Source organism: Halorussus halophilus (genome assembly GCF_008831545.1).
Taxonomy (GTDB): Archaea; Halobacteriota; Halobacteria; order Halobacteriales; family Haladaptataceae; genus Halorussus; species Halorussus halophilus.
Genome location: NZ_CP044523.1, coordinates 2,278,469 through 2,292,712, shown reverse-complemented (window position 1 = coordinate 2,292,712; position 14,244 = coordinate 2,278,469). Strand labels below are relative to the sequence as shown.

The following is a 14,244-nucleotide window of genomic DNA, read 5'->3' as shown; positions in this document are numbered from 1 at the left end:
CAGTCGAACGGAAATATGCCCAAATCCGCCAGTGAATAGTGGCGTGATTGGACGAGCGTTCACCGACGAGAGAACCCGTCACGATTCCCGGGTGAACGTCCCACTACGTGATGGATAACTCGCGGCGTAGTCGATGGTACGGGCGGTTTCGGTTGGTCGTCGAATCGAACTACGGAGGTTCGACGAAGTCGTCACTCGGAGAACTGAGCGCCACTGACTCCCGGACGAAGTCGTCACTCGGAGAACTAAGCGCCACTGACTCCCGGACGAAGTCGAGTCAGTAGAAGTATACTTCGAACTCGTCGCCGCAGTTACCGCAGTTGTACGCCGTCCCTTTCAGACGGCTAGAGTCGCTGAAATCCCCGCTCGTGTTAGCGGTGAGTTCGACGGTCGAGGCCTCGCAGTGGGGGCACCCGATATTCGTTGCTGCTTTCGACATACACCGTGGTACAGTGTAACAGTGGTTAGTTATAGGCTGTCTAATACTGGCCGCAACGGACGGTTGCGTCCGGCTGAACGGAATTAGACCGCTTGTAACGGCCGCCAGCGGGCGGCCGGAGGTCCCTGCAAACCCGACACGCGACACCTACTCGCTGCGAAACGGTCGGGACGATGATGGGACAAATATAAATTTTCGACGCGTCTAATAACGCGTAGACTATGTTTAGCGACGTGATGGAGGACTACCTCAAAGCTATCTACACCCTCCAGAAAGAGGACGACGGTCCGGTCGCTACCTCCGCCATCGCGGAGTATCTAGACGTGACGCCACCGACCGTGACGAGCATGGTCGAAAAGCTCGAAGACCGGGGGTTGGTCGAGCGCGAGAAGTACAAGGGCGTCGAACTCACCGAGGAAGGCGAGACGGTCGCACTCGAAGTCCTGCGTCACCATCGCCTGCTCGAATCCTACCTCACGGAGCATCTGGACTACTCGTGGAGCGAGGTCCACGAGGAGGCCGACACGTTAGAACACCACATCAGCGAGGAGTTCGAACGCCGCGTCGCCAAGGCACTGGGCGACCCCGAGGTAGACCCCCACGGCGACCCGATTCCGAGCGCGGACCTCACGCCGCCGAAAGAAGACGACACGACCGCGCTCGCAGACCACGAACCGGGCGACAGCGTCGTCGTCGCGCGCGTCAGCGACCGCGACGAGGAAGAGTTAGAGTACCTCGCAGACGCTGGCATCACGCCCGGCACTGAGCTCGAAATCGTCGATGTCGCTCCGTTCGGAATGGTCACGGTGGCAGTCGGCGGTGACGAGCAGAGTCTCCCCGAACTCGTCGCGCGGTCGATTCGAGTGCGTGGAACCGAGGCCGCCCCCGAGGAACTCGATGCATGACCACGTGGGTAGAAGTACTCACGCTGGCGTTCGCGACGCAACTCGCGGTGCTCCCCGGCGAGAAAGTTCAGTTCATCATCGCCGGGCTCTCGACGCGGTACAAGCCGTGGTTAGTCGTTAGTGCCGCCGGTGCCGCGTTCGCGCTCTGGACTGCCGTCGAAATCTGGGTCGGCGAAGCACTCACGAGACTCCTGCCGGGCATCTACCTCGACGCCCTGACCGCGTCGTTGTTCTTGCTGTTCGCGGTCCAACTGCTCCGGTCGATGCCGGAGAAAGACACCCCTGGGTCGGTCGAGACCGACGGGAGTGGCATCGACGTGTCGGGACTGCTTCCGAGTCGCTTCCAAAACCGAGACCTCTCCGAGAGCGGTGAGTACGGTGCGTTCGCCCCTATCTTCGCCATGATGGCGTTCGGCGAGTTCGGCGACAAGACCCAAATCGTCACCATCGGCCTAGCCGCCCAGTACGGTGCTCACACCGCCATCTGGGCTGGCGAGATGCTCGCCATCATCCCGGTCAGCATCGCCAACGCGTACTTCTTCCACACGTTCTCGCACAAGTTGGACATGCGGAAGGCCCACGTCGCCTCTGCGGCGCTGTTCGCCTTCTTCGCTGGCGACTTCTTCCTCCGCTTGCTGTTCGACTTTTCGGTCTGGGAGACGGCCGTGCAGGCGATGGCGAACCTCGGTAGCGCACTCGTCTGAGGCGTGAAGACACGCTTTTACTCTCCGCTTTCTAACGCCGAGTCGTGCAACCGTTGGTCTCCGCGCTCGCAGGCGTCGCGCTCGGTCTCTCGCTGGCCGCACCGCCCGGCCCGATGAACGCCGTCATCGCCGAGGAGAGCGTCCTGCGCGGATGGGGCGCCGGTCTCCGGGCCGGGTTCGGCGCGATGACAGCCGACGCCTGCTTCTTCGTCCTCGCGCTGATTGGCGTCGTCGCGGTCGTCAGAGACGCTCCAGTTCTTCGTGGCGTCCTCTTCGGCGTCGGTGGCCTGTTGATGCTGTACTTCGCCTACGGTGCGGCGACGGACGCGAGCGAGGCGTTCACGGCAGAAGAGGAGCAAACAGCCGACGACGAAGAGAGCAAGGGTTTCCGAAAAGCGTTCGCGCTCGCACTGACGAACCCCTACCAGATTCTCTGGTGGCTGACCGCGGGCGTCGGCCTGCTCGAACCGGGGTCAGTCTCGCTCGACGCACTCGGCGGACTGAGCGTGGCGACCGGTAGTCCGGTCATCGTCGTCGGTTTCTTCGCAGGCATCGCGCTCTGGATAACCGGGTTTCCGGCCGCGCTCGTCGCCGCAGGCAAACGTGTGGACGCGTTCGCGCCAGTCGTCGCTGTCCTTAGCGCGGCGGTGCTGGCGCTAGCGGGACTGACATTTCTGTCGCAGGCGGTAACGACGCTCGGCTAAAATTGTGAAATCGCTACTCGCGAGTCAGGGCCGCGGATTCTGCCCGCGCGGCGACCCAGTGTGTTCGCTGTCCATCTCCGGTACCTCGCCTTCGAGCCACTCGCGGAACCACTTGACGCGCTTGAGTCGCTGGTGGGCGATGTCCTGGGCGGTCTCGCTCTGCACGCGGTTCGAAGCGTCTTTGCCGCGTTCGAGGACGCGGTCCACCATCTCGGCGGCGTCCATGTGCGTGCGCGCCTCGTAGCCCATGCGGAGCAACATCAGTGCCGTCCCGTTCGCGCCGACCTTGTCGAGCAGGTCGGCCTCGATGAGACAGCGCGTCTCCAGCGGAAGATTCGAGAGGTTACCCTGATAGGAGTGGTTCTCGACGGCTTTGCACACCTCCTCGACGAACGACTCGGGGAACTCGCCGTGCGTTTCGAGGTACTTGCGCGCGATGCGCGCACCCTCCTCGGCGTGGACCTCTTGGTCGGCGTCGAGCTTGGCGATGTCGTGGAACAGCGCGGCGACCCGCGCGATGTCTTCGTCTGCGCCCTCTGCCTCTGCAATCGTCTCTGCGAGGTCCACGACGTTGAGAATGTGATTGAATCGGTACTCTGCGGAGTGCCACGGATACCAGCGCATCCGCCCGCCGCCGTCTTCGTTCTCGACGCTAGCCGAGAGGTACTCGTAGACGAACTCCTTCATCCCCTCGAATTCGGCGTCCGTGACGGGCGACTCCTTGATTTCAACGCCCACGGAACCACCCCAGTTGTCCAGTTGTGCTACTCATTGTTACTCGTATAAACGTATGATTGACTCTTTAGAGTTACGACGAGCGGATTAAGTGGTATCGATGCCTTCGAGTGGGTATGACCGAGACGCCGTACTTGGGTTCTCCCGACGTTCGTGAGTTCGAAGCGACTGTCGAGCGAGTCGCGGGCGACCGAGTGGTGTTGGACCGAACTTTCTTCTACCCGGAGGGTGGCGGACAACCGAACGACACCGGAACGCTCGCCGTCGCAAGTGACGACGGCGAGGGAGACGGCGACGACGAAGACGACCACGAGTGGCAGGTCGTGGACGTGCAGAAGAAAGACACCATCTATCATACGCTGGAACCGGTAGACGATTCCACCGTAGATTCGAACCCGCCCGCCGAAGGCACGCGGGTCGTCGGCCACCTCGATTGGGACCGACGACACGCCCACATGCGGTATCACACTGCGCAACATCTCCTCTCGGCGATTCTGTTGGAGGAGTACGACGCCAACACGACCGGCAACCAACTGTACGCAGACCGGGCGCGCATCGACTGTGGCTACGACCGCTTCACCGACGAGGAGTTCGACGCCATCGAAGCCCGAATGAACGAGTACGTCGCGGCAGGGCTACCGGTTCGTTGGTACGAGATGGACCGCGAGACGGCCGAGGCAGAACTCGACCCCGAGCGAACGCGCATCCACCTCCTCCCGGACAGCATCACCGAAATCCGAATCGTGGAAATCGCCTCCCCCGACGGAGACGGAATACTCGACCGAACTGCCTGCGCGGGCACCCACGTCGAATCGACCGACGAAATCGGTACCTTCGAGATTACCGGCCGAGAGACGAAGGGGAGCGACGAAGAGCGACTGAAGTTCCGACTTACGTGAGCAGTCCGGCGAGACGGCGGAGGACTCGCGTCCGCAACGACGGCCGTCGCTCGTCGGGTCGGGGACGCTCGGTTATCCGGGTTCTCTCTGTGTCGGAGTCGGTGACAGGACGAGTGTGTTCGCGCGACCGGAACAGCCCTCGCGTCGAGAGGACGAACAACGACGAACAGAGTAGCGCCCAGACGACGACCCGAGAGTACTGCGCTCTCTTCACGAACACGTACCCGATGCCGACGACGAGGAACGACGAGGCGAGGACCCAACTCAGTTCCATCGGTCTCCGTTCTCCGAGTGGTCGGCGGCGCGGTGCGAACTGAAGGACATGCGTACGCAAAGACGGTCCCACGGGGTTTTGTTATGGGTTGCCTGAGACGAGATTAGTTGGAATCAAAGGATGCCTGAACTCGTCGTGGGACTGCTTACGACCGAGGAAGGAGCGAGTGTATTCGTCGTTCGCGCTCTGTTGGTGTCGCTAAAGATTCTGTGGCGCTAGCTGGAATTTCCAACGAGATAGGACGTTAACTTCGAATAAATCCTAGTATTAGTTACTATTATGGTGTGCGTAGACCAACTGCACGGTGGGCATGCTGGATGGAATGGCAGATGCCATCTGGGCGGTCCTTACGGAGCGCTTCGACGAAGACGTGCGAATCGTGACGTACTACGATGGAGACATCTACGAGATTCGAATCCGTGACGACCTACAGGAGCGGCATTCGACCACGAACAACAGGGCGATAGTCCGCAACGTGATGGAAGAGAAGTTAGACGTTATCGAACAAGAGGCCATCTTCGACGCCGGAGAGTTCGGCTGTAACGTCCGGGTGTTCGAGGATGCCTACGTACTGCACTCGCAGTTCGACGACCGAAGTGGGGCGATTATCTCGATGGAGCGGGAAGCGAACCTGCCGACCATCAGTGCTATCGAAGAAGCAGTCGAGCAAGTGCAGCCCCGGGAGTGAGTCCAATCGGTTGGTGGTCTCGCTTCCGTTTCCTCCAGACGAGTCCGCCTAGTGGGCACGCTCCCAGAAAGTATTTGTTAGGCTGCTAACTACATTGCAATGGCGGCGACACGCCGCCACGTGCAGGGTTCGCTGTCGTCCTCCAAGGTACCGACGCCTCAGCCTTCCTCTCTCCGCTTTCCTGAACTTCGGTAGTGAGTCGCGGTTATTCGAGTCTATACGAGAGTCACCGAATCGAAGCAACAGTGTTTATTTCAGCAAAAATTTTGTGTGGTATAGTCCCGGGCGGATTCGAACCGCCGTCAATGGCTCGCTTCCGTAACCGCAATACACCGGTTACGTCCAAAGGCCATTATGATTGGCCACTACACCACGGGACTTTGCTCGTTCCTCTCGCAAAGTCCCGTGAGGCTCGTAATCCCACTGGAATTACTCACCACCACGGGACTCCGCTGGAACGTACCAAACCGTAGCGGACCCTCGTACAATAGTGTTACTTTTTAGGGGGAGATTGGGAGACAGACTCATTGCCCGCTTCGACATTTCGGTGACAACTCCGACAGAGCGAGACGACGTTGTCTAATACGTGCGCTTGTTCAGGCTTGTCGAAGTCACGAACTCGAACGATGTGGTGGACGTCCGGATTTCGACCGAGTTCCGACTTCGACTTTCCGCAGTTCTGGCAGGTGTAGTCGTCTCGTTCTAACGCTTCGCGTCTGACTCGCCACCACTGCTGTCCGTAGTCGATTTCGCCACCTTCCCACTGGTGGTGAGACTCACCGACGACGTTCTCTGAGAGCCAGTCTCCGTAGCAGTCCAGCCCACAGAAGATCCCGCGGTCACGGCCAGAGAGTCGAGACGGCGTAACTTGCAACTCGGAGTCACAGTGAGTACACTCGACAGCGACTCGGTCCTTCTCTGCAGGATTCTCCGGAAGTAGTCCTGGAGAAGATCCGACACACTCCGGGCAGTACACCCCCTCTTTGTCGGAGGGGTAATACTCGAACGCGGACGCGCAGATGCGACACTCCGCAGTTTCCTTCGCTTCTCTCCAATTTCCGTTGTGTTCGCCCCCGTTCGGATTGCAGTCCTCGCAGTACTCCAGTCTGGCCTTCGGGTCGTAGAAATCCGTTCCACAGCCCTTACAGGTCCGATTCGGAAGTGGGACGCCGTGAACCTTGGTATGATGTTGGCGCATTCCTCGTCCCGTCGTGAGCGACTTTTCGCAAGTCGGGCAGTCCATAAAATAGACTATAGTGACTATCGAATTTGAACTTGCGTTCTGCTACGGTCAGGACTGAAAATACGACAAATAATTGACTCGAAATAGGTCGCCAAAAACGAACGTCCTGCGTCTCAATCCGCGTCGCTCTCGACGAGACGCGCACACATGTCCGCGTCGGCGTCGAAGCAGTCCGGACACTGCGGTTCGCGGTCCACGATGGTGTCCAGTCTCTCGGCCACCGTCTCGTCGATGACGCTCTCTAAGGCCTTCGCTTCGCTCGGGAAGTCTTCGACTTCGAGGACGTTGCGGAGGAAGCGTTCGATGATGCAGTAGGTTTGGAGCGCGTCGCGGGCGCGTTCTTCGCCGTCGTCGGTCAGGGTGACGCCTTTGTACTTCTCGTGGTCGGCGAGACCCCGGTCCTGCAACTTTCCTATCATCTCGTTGACGCTGGCCGGACTCACGCCGAGTCGGTCGGCCAACGTCCCGGTCGCTGCAGGGCCGTCCTCGATTCGCTGGACGAGGTATATTGCCTTGAGATACTGGTCTGCCGTATTCATGTTCGGGTCTCCATCACCGCAGTCACTTCTTCGACGCCATCGGCCTCTTCGTCTCGAATCTCGGTCAGCGTGCTCAGCAACTCTTCGCGGTCGAGACCGAACGTCGTGTCGCTGGCCTCGATAGCTTCGATGAGGTCGTCGTAGAACTTGTACGCCGTCTCCTCGCCGTGGAGTTGGTCGTAGAGGACGCCGTCGAAGCTTTCGGGGCCAGTCTGGGAGTAGCGCGCTTCCACCAGTGTCTGAATTTCTTCGAGCGGGACGGGGTCGGCGTCCAACTGCTCGATGAGCGTCTCCAAACGCTTGCGGTGGTCGGCCGACTCCTCGCGGGCCTCGGCGAGCAGTTCCTCTATCGCCTCGTCGCGCTCGTCGGGCGATAGCGTCTCGTAATGCCGCGCCGCCCGGACTTCGACGACCTCCTCTAACACCGCGCCGATTTGGAGAAGGCGCGCGAGTTGGCGGTCGTTCGAGACGCGGTCGCCGACGCTCACCCCGACCACCACCCGATCTGACTCCTCGTCGTGTCCATGCGGCACGATAATTGGGGGAGCGTATTATGCCTATCCACTCGTGGGTATCGAAACCGAAGCAACGAAAGAAGAAAATCCGGAGACCGACCGTCTACCGCAGGCGCGCCTGAATCTTCGATTCGAGGTCCTCGGAGAACTCCTCGACTTCGATTTCCTCGAAGACCGGCACGAAGAAGCCTTCGACCAGCATGTTCCGTGCGGTCTCGTCGTCCAATCCGCGAGAGGTCATGTAGAACATCTCCTCGTCGTCGATTTGACCGACCGTCGCGGAGTGGCTGGCTTCGGTGTCGTGGTTGTTGATGATGAGCTTCGGCGAGGCGTCGGCCTCGCTCTCGTCGCTCAGCATCAGCGTGTTCTCGCGCTGGTAGGAACTCGTGTCCCACGCGTCGCGGCCGACGTCTTGGACGCCCTCGTAGACCGAGCGCGCTTCGTCGTCGAGTACGCCGCGGGTCACGAGGTCAGCAGTCGTGTGTTCGGTGTTGTGCCAGACGCGCGCGGCCACGTCGAAGTGCTGGTCGTTGTGGCCGAAGAACGCGCCGACAGTCTTCGTCTCCGAACCCTCGCCGTCGAGGTTCGTCTCGACGGAGGACTTCGTGAGCCGAGAGCCGATGTTGCCCTCGATCCAGTTGATGGTCGCGTAGTCGTCGGTGTTGCCGCGCTTGAGCGTGTAGTTGTACGTCTCCTCGTCCAAATCTTGGAGGGAGCCGTACTGCACGTGGCTGTTCTCGCCTGCCGAAACTTCCACGAGGCCGCTGTAGTAGCGCTCTCCTTCGATATCGTCACCAGTGTCCTGCCGTTCGAGGATGGTGACCGAGGAGGACTGCTCGGTAATCACCAGCGTGTAGTTGAACAGCGACTGGGAGTGCTGCGTGGTCCGAATCGTCACATCCTCCGCATCGACGTTCTTCGGGACGTAGATGACGGTTCCAGTGCTGAACAGCGCCGTCGAGAGCGCGGTCAGGTAGTTCTCCTCGGGGTCGATGACGGAGCCGAAGTGTTCCTTGAGCAGGTCTTCGCGCTCAGAGACGGCCTCCGAAATCGGAAGCACTTCCGCTTCCTCGGGACCGACTTGGTCTTTCTCCTCGGCGGCGTTCAGCGGGTCCACGAAGCCTTCGTAGTCCAGCGCGTCGAGGTTCGTCCAGTCGCGGCCCGGCGTCCGAATTACGTCCGGCATCTCGACGCTGTCGAGCGCGTCGAGTGCGTCCAGACGTGTTTCGAGGAGCCACTCTGGCTCGCCCAACTCGTCGGAAATCTGCCGAACAGTCTCCTCCGAGATGGTCTCGTGTACCGTCGCGGCGCTCATCCGAGACTGCCCTCCATTTCGAGTTCGATGAGGCGGTTGAGTTCGACCGCGTACTCGATCGGGAGTTCTTCCGTAATCGGCTCGATGAAGCCCGAAACGATCATCTGCTTGGCGTCGTCGTCGTCCAGTCCGCGACTCTGGAGGTAGAACACGTCCTCGTCGCCGATTTTGCCGACGGTCGCCTCGTGGGCGACGTCCACCTTGCTTTCGTCGATTTCCATGTACGGCATGGTGTCGGAGGTGGACTCGTTGTCGAACATCAGCGCGTCACACTCGACCGACGTGGAGGAGTGTTCGGCACCTTCGCTGATGTGGACGAGACCGCGGTAGTTCGTGCGGCCGCCGTCCTTGCTGATGGACTTCGACTCGATGGTCGAGTTGGTGTGGGGCGCGTTGTGGTAGACCTTCGCGCCCGTGTCGATGTTCTGGCCCTCGCCCGCGAAGGCGATGGAAATCTGGTTCGCGGAGGCTCCGCGACCCTTCAGAATCGAGCAGGGGTACAGCATCGTCGCTTTCGACCCCATCGACCCCGAGACCCACTCCATGCGGCCGCCCTTCTCCACGAGGGCGCGCTTGGTGTTGAGGTTGAAGGTGTTCTTCGACCAGTTCTGCACGGTCGAGTACTGAACGTGAGCGTCTTCGCCCACGAACACTTCGACGCCGCCGGAGTGCAGGTTGTGCGAACCGTACTTCGGCGCGGAACAGCCTTCGATGTAGTGGACTTCCGAACTCTCCTCGGCGATGATGAGGGTGTGTTCGAACTGGCCCATCCCTTCGCTGTTCATCCGGAAGTACGCCTGCACGGGCATCTCGACGGTCACGTCCTCGGGGACGTAGACGAACGACCCGCCGGACCACACTGCACCGTGCAGTGCGGCGAACTTGTTGTCGCTCGGGGGCACACAGGAGGTCATGAAGTACTCCTTCACTAGCTCTTCGTGTTCTTGGACGGCTTCGTCCATGTTGCAGAACACGACGCCCTTCTCTTCCCACTGCTCCTGCATGTTCTGGTAGACGACTTCGGACTCGTACTGTGCGCCGACGCCCGAGAGTGCCTTACGCTCGGCTTCCGGGATGCCCAGTTTCTCGAAGGTGTCCTGAATCTCTTCGGGGAGGTCGTCCCAGCTATCTGCGCCCTCGCGCTTCTCTACGTCGGGGCGGATGTACGGGACGATCTCCTCCACGTCGAGTTCCGTCAGGTCCGGCTGGCCGGGCCAGTCGGTCGGCATCGGCATGTTCTGGTAATGCTCCAGCGCACGGAGACGCCGGTCAAGCATCCACTCCGGTTCGTCCTTGTCCTCGCTGATGAGCCGCACCACTTCTTCGGTGAGGCCCTTGTCGGACTTGACCGCGGCACGCTCTTCCTTCTTGAACTCGAAGCGCTCCTCGGTGTCGGTTTCTTTGAGGTGGTCTTGGTCTGAACTCATGATTGTAGGTAGTGGTGATTACGCCGTCTGGTACGCTTCCTCTCGGACCCAGTCGTACCCCTTGTCTTCCAGTTCCTCGGCGAGCGACGCGTCGCCGCTCTTGACGATCTGACCGTCGAGCATGACGTGAACGTGGTCTGGCTCGACGTAGTCGAGGATGCGCTGGTAGTGGGTAATCTGGAGGACACCGGTACCCTGCTCGTCGCGCAGGGCGTTGATGCCGTTCGACACGTCCTGCAGTCGGTCGATGTCGAGTCCGGAGTCGATTTCGTCCAGCACCGCGATGGACGGCTCCAGAATCGCCGCTTGCAGGACCTCGTTCTGCTTCTTCTCCCCGCCGGAGAAGCCAGCGTTGAGGTATCGCTGGGCGAACTTCTCGTCCATGTCGAGCTGTTCCATCTTCTCGCTGAGAATCTGCTGGAACTCCGCGACGCCGACTTCGCCGTCGTCTGCGGGACCCTCCATCGGGGAGGTGTCGTAGCCAGCTTCCTCGTCTTCGTCGTCTGCTTCCTCCTCGTCCTCGAAGAGCTCTTCGCGCTCGTCGAGTTTGGCGTTGAGTGCCTGACGGAGGAAGTTGACCATCGTGACGCCCTCGATTTCCGCGGGGTACTGGAAGCCGAGGAAGATGCCGAGCGCCGCGCGCTCGTTCGGTTCCAAGTCGAGGAGGTTCCACGTGCGGTCATCCTCGGGAATCTCGAAGTTCTCGCCGAAGTCACCTGCTTCGAGGTGGAGGAGAACTTCCCCATCCGTCACCTCGTAGGCCGGATGGCCCGCGATGACTTTCGCCGTCGTGGACTTCCCACTGCCGTTGGGACCCATCAGGGCGTGAATCTCGCCGGAGCGTACTTCGAGGTCGACTCCGTCGAGGATCTTCTCGTCGGCCTCGACGACCTCAGCGTGTAGATTTTTGAGTTCTAGCGTTGCCATTGTTAGGTTCACCTAGTCACCTGATGGTGGGGGCGTGCGACCCATAATGCTTTCGCATTCCCACGTAATTGCTTTCTCACGGCGGAAAATAACTTTTCAGAAGTGGAAAATATATCGCGCAGAACGGAGCCGAACGAAACCCCTCCGCGGCGGGCGAAATTTAAACGAAACTGCCGAGACCAGTCTGTTCCTGTCCGGTCTTGACCTCGTCCCACGAGACGCCGAGTGCTTCGAGGACGCGCTCGATAGGGCCTTTGAGTGTCTTGTCGAGCATCTTGTCCCAATCCACGTCGAACTCCTCGGGAATCTGGTCGGAGTACTCGAAGCAGATGACGTCGTGGTCCTGCTTGAACTCCCGGTAGAGGCGGTCCTCTTTCGAAGTTCCACTCGGGTCGAATCCGTGTTCGGACTCTATTCGTTTCCAGAAGTCCGGATGGACGCCGTCGAGGTAGAGGCGCTTGGGCTTGCTCCCGCGCTGGAAATTCGTTCCTAACAGGAGGTTCGCGTACTGGGCACCCCGAACTTGTGCCGTCGCGGTGTCGTAGGCGTCCAGTCGCTTGCCGATGCCGCCGGGAATACCCACGTCGTCGTAATCGACGTTCCCCGCTTGGAAGTCTTCGATAACGTCGTGGACGTAGTCTTTCACGTTGTCGATGTCCTCGCCGTGGACGATTTTCTCGATGACCTCGCGCTGGACTTCCTTCGTAATCGGCGCGATGTCGCTGCGCTTGTACTCGAAGCCGGTGATGTCGATGTCGTCTACGTCTTTGCCCTCCTTCCAGACGATGTGGCCAGCGTAGCGTTTCTTCGTGCCTGCTTGGAAGAACCGCCGGTAGAGCTTCTCGAATTCGATTTGGAAGCGGTGTTGCTTGGCGTTGAGTTCTTCGAGCGCGAAGTCGTCGTAGGCGTCGTTGATTTTGGACTCGATATCGAACGACTGGTCGAGGGCGTCCTGTTTCTCGATGTCGCTTCCTAATTCGAGCATCACCGAGTCGGTGTCGCCATACGCGACCTCGTATCCGAGATTCGACGCCGTCTCGTCGGTGAACTCGATGACGTCTCGACCGGTCGCGGTAATCGCGGCGGCCGCCTCCTTGTCGTAGAGTCGGAAGCGGTCCCAGCCCGAGACGCCGTAGAGCGAGTTCATAATCACCTTCACCGCGGCTTGCTGGCGGTCGAACCGCTCGTATTCCGAACTTTCGGGAGAGTGCTCGTTCCGCAGTGCTTTCTTCTCTTCGCGTTCGTCCAGCGTCTCGTCGATGATTTCGCGTATGATGCCGTCCGGTTCCTTCCGGAAGTGGGTACCCGTCGGTGCACGATAGGTCTCTCCATCGTACTCTTCGGGGTCCACTTTCGTCTCTGGCGACGCGTTTATCGTCGTCATCGACATCGGGTAGAGGCTCTTCAGGTCCAGTACGGTGACGTTCTCCTTGACGCCGGTAATCGGTTCGAAGACGGCACCGCCTTCGAAGTCTTCGCTCTCCTGTTTTCCCTTCGACGGCAGTGCAAATCGACCGTAGGCTTTGTGGAGGACGTACACGTCCACCGCGTCGCCGGGCGTCGTAGCGTCCTCTAACTTACAGCCGACGAAGGAGGCGACTTCCTGCCAGAACGAGACGATGTCCTGCTTGCGGTCGAGTTCCGCACAGAGTTCCACGTCCCGAACGTTGTACTCCAGCAGTCGCTCGGGGTCTTGCTCCCAGAGGTCACCGATGTCGCCCGCGTAGCGTTCCTTGCCGACGCCCAACTCGACTTCCCCGACGGCGTCGAGTCGGTACGATTCGAGTTCCGAGCGTTGGGTGCGCTTGTACGCGTACAGCAGGTCGAAGACGATGCGACCTTTCACCGTGGGACCGCCCCAGTCGGAGTCCCAGACTTCGTTGACACGGGAGAGTCGGTCGGAGTCGAGGTCGTACTCGTGCGGGCCAGCGAGTTCGTCCAGTCGGTCGATGAAGTACGGCGCGTCGAAGTCGTCGAAGTTCCAGCCAGTGAGTATGTCCGGGTCAGTCTCGTCGATGTAGTCCAAGAACGCCGCCAACATCGCCTCCTCGTGCTCGAACGTCCGAACGTCGAGGTCGATGTCTTCGATGGGGTCGTAGTCGGGCAGCGAGTCCGGAATCTCTCCGTCGCCTTCCGGAGCCTCGTAGAGCCACGCGATGTACTCCTCGTCGTAGGAGTCGTAGCTCGTCAGGCAGATAATCGGCTCCTCGCCGTCTTCGGGGAAGCCCGAGCGGTCGTCTACCTCGATGTCGAAGTAGTTGACGCGTGGCGAGCCTTGCACGTCTACGGTTTCGAGTTCGTCTTCGCCGTCGTGGAAGAAGAGGTCGCCATTCTCGTCGCGCCGTTCGGGAATCCGGATGCCGCTCTTGATGCCGTTGTCGATGAGGAAGCGGTTGGGAAAGAGGATGTCGGCTTCGTAGTGGTCGAACCGGTCTCGGATGTTACCAACGTCGCGGGGCGTGCGTCCGAAAACCTTAGTCAACTTCTCGCCGCGGATGCTCTCGTAGGGGTCGCCGTTCTCGTCTACTTCGGCGTGACCGGTGATGCTGTCGATGTCTAAGTCGCCGTCTTCGAGACTCGCGGTCGGCGCGTAGAAGTACGGCCGGAAGCCGAACACGCGGACGTGCTCGAGTTCGTTTTCGGGCGTGCGACCGAACACGTGGACGACCGGATGCTCGTCGCTGCCAGATCCTTCGACTGTGTAATCGACCTGTATCACTGCCATCTCGACTTCGCCGTTCGCGTCCGGAAGCCAGTCTGCGTCGCCGACGACCGTGTCGGCGTCTTGACGCTGGCCCCCGGCCACGGCACGCGCCTCTGCTGTGACGTCGCGCTCGGCGTCGTCGCCGGAAAACTCAGAGAGAGCAGATTGCGTCTCGGTGGACCCCGAATCGCTCATGTATCCTCGCTTTGGTGCTTTCCGGTAAAAA

General features: G+C 60.3%; 15 protein-coding genes and 1 tRNA gene. 5 read left to right on the top strand and 11 right to left on the bottom strand.

The genetic code is table 11. From position 1 onward, the window contains the following. Nucleotides 1-277: 277 nt before the first annotated feature. The gene (locus tag F7R90_RS22190; RefSeq protein WP_192498289.1) at nt 278-439 is read right to left on the bottom strand and encodes a hypothetical protein; all 162 of its coding nucleotides are present in this window, start codon (nt 437-439) and stop codon (nt 278-280) included. A 221-nt stretch (nt 440-660) separates the two neighbouring features. Between F7R90_RS22190 and F7R90_RS11395 the strand changes: the two genes are divergently transcribed. The 3 genes from F7R90_RS11395 to F7R90_RS11385 are packed head-to-tail and all read left to right on the top strand — an operon-like array spanning nt 661 to nt 2,752. Further along, a complete protein-coding gene (locus F7R90_RS11395) occupies nt 661-1,344 on the top strand; it encodes a metal-dependent transcriptional regulator (protein WP_158057555.1) in 684 nt (227 codons plus the stop codon). After that, nucleotides 1,341-2,048, top strand: coding sequence for a TMEM165/GDT1 family protein (locus F7R90_RS11390; protein ID WP_158057554.1), 708 nt, complete (start codon nt 1,341-1,343; stop codon nt 2,046-2,048). Before F7R90_RS11395 ends, F7R90_RS11390 begins: the two co-directional genes overlap by 4 nt. A gap of 44 nt (nt 2,049-2,092) precedes the next feature. Further along, complete coding sequence (locus tag F7R90_RS11385) at nt 2,093-2,752, top strand: LysE family translocator (RefSeq protein WP_192498288.1); 660 nt, start codon at nt 2,093-2,095, stop codon at nt 2,750-2,752. 24 nt (nt 2,753-2,776) lie between these two features. Here the strand turns inward: F7R90_RS11385 and F7R90_RS11380 are convergent, their stop codons facing one another. Then, entirely contained in the window at nt 2,777-3,490 is a 714-nt protein-coding gene (locus tag F7R90_RS11380; RefSeq protein WP_158057553.1) for an HD domain-containing protein, read from the bottom strand. Nucleotides 3,491-3,603: 113 nt separating this feature from the next. Here F7R90_RS11380 and F7R90_RS11375 point away from each other — a divergent pair, with 113 nt between their 5' ends. Beyond that, on the top strand, nt 3,604-4,386 hold the full coding sequence (locus F7R90_RS11375; protein WP_158057552.1) for an alanyl-tRNA editing protein: 783 nt from the start codon (nt 3,604-3,606) through the stop codon (nt 4,384-4,386). On the opposite strand, the gene F7R90_RS11370 is transcribed toward F7R90_RS11375, so the two are convergent. Further along, nucleotides 4,379-4,660 (bottom strand): hypothetical protein, encoded by a 282-nt coding sequence (locus F7R90_RS11370; protein ID WP_158057551.1) that lies wholly within the window; start codon nt 4,658-4,660, stop codon nt 4,379-4,381. The two genes, F7R90_RS11375 and F7R90_RS11370, sit on opposite strands and share 8 nt — an antisense overlap. Before the next feature lie 310 nt (nt 4,661-4,970). Here F7R90_RS11370 and F7R90_RS11365 point away from each other — a divergent pair, with 310 nt between their 5' ends. After that, nucleotides 4,971-5,348 carry a hypothetical protein gene (locus tag F7R90_RS11365; protein ID WP_158057550.1) on the top strand — a complete coding sequence of 126 codons (378 nt, stop codon included), beginning with the start codon at nt 4,971-4,973 and terminating at the stop codon, nt 5,346-5,348. Between the two features lie 276 nt (nt 5,349-5,624). Here the strand turns inward: F7R90_RS11365 and F7R90_RS11360 are convergent. The 8 genes from F7R90_RS11360 to F7R90_RS11325 all read right to left on the bottom strand — a co-directional run bounded on the left by F7R90_RS11360 (nt 5,625) and on the right by F7R90_RS11325 (nt 14,213). Then, a tRNA-Gln gene (locus F7R90_RS11360) sits at nt 5,625-5,728 on the bottom strand. Between the two features lie 113 nt (nt 5,729-5,841). Further along, nucleotides 5,842-6,591: an HNH endonuclease gene (locus F7R90_RS11355; protein WP_158057549.1), complete on the bottom strand. Its 750-nt coding sequence runs from the start codon at nt 6,589-6,591 to the stop codon at nt 5,842-5,844. A 113-nt stretch (nt 6,592-6,704) separates the two neighbouring features. Continuing rightward, a complete protein-coding gene (locus F7R90_RS11350) occupies nt 6,705-7,130 on the bottom strand; it encodes a metal-dependent transcriptional regulator (RefSeq protein ID WP_158057548.1) in 426 nt (141 codons plus the stop codon). After that, nucleotides 7,127-7,618: a ferritin-like domain-containing protein gene (locus F7R90_RS11345; RefSeq protein ID WP_158058906.1), complete on the bottom strand. Its 492-nt coding sequence runs from the start codon at nt 7,616-7,618 to the stop codon at nt 7,127-7,129. The genes F7R90_RS11350 and F7R90_RS11345 overlap by 4 nt, the downstream gene beginning before the upstream one ends. Before the next feature lie 130 nt (nt 7,619-7,748). Then, on the bottom strand, nt 7,749-8,960 hold the full coding sequence (gene sufD, locus F7R90_RS11340) for a Fe-S cluster assembly protein SufD (protein ID WP_158057547.1): 1,212 nt from the start codon (nt 8,958-8,960) through the stop codon (nt 7,749-7,751). Continuing rightward, nucleotides 8,957-10,387 carry a Fe-S cluster assembly protein SufB gene (sufB, locus tag F7R90_RS11335; RefSeq protein ID WP_158057546.1) on the bottom strand — a complete coding sequence of 477 codons (1,431 nt, stop codon included), beginning with the start codon at nt 10,385-10,387 and terminating at the stop codon, nt 8,957-8,959. Before sufB ends, sufD begins: the two co-directional genes overlap by 4 nt. Before the next feature lie 18 nt (nt 10,388-10,405). Further along, nucleotides 10,406-11,314, bottom strand: coding sequence for an ABC transporter ATP-binding protein (locus F7R90_RS11330; RefSeq protein ID WP_158057545.1), 909 nt, complete (start codon nt 11,312-11,314; stop codon nt 10,406-10,408). A 160-nt stretch (nt 11,315-11,474) separates the two neighbouring features. Beyond that, nucleotides 11,475-14,213, bottom strand: a complete 2,739-nt coding sequence (locus F7R90_RS11325; protein ID WP_158057544.1) for a DNA-directed DNA polymerase — start codon at nt 14,211-14,213, stop codon at nt 11,475-11,477. Nucleotides 14,214-14,244 lie beyond the last annotated feature (31 nt).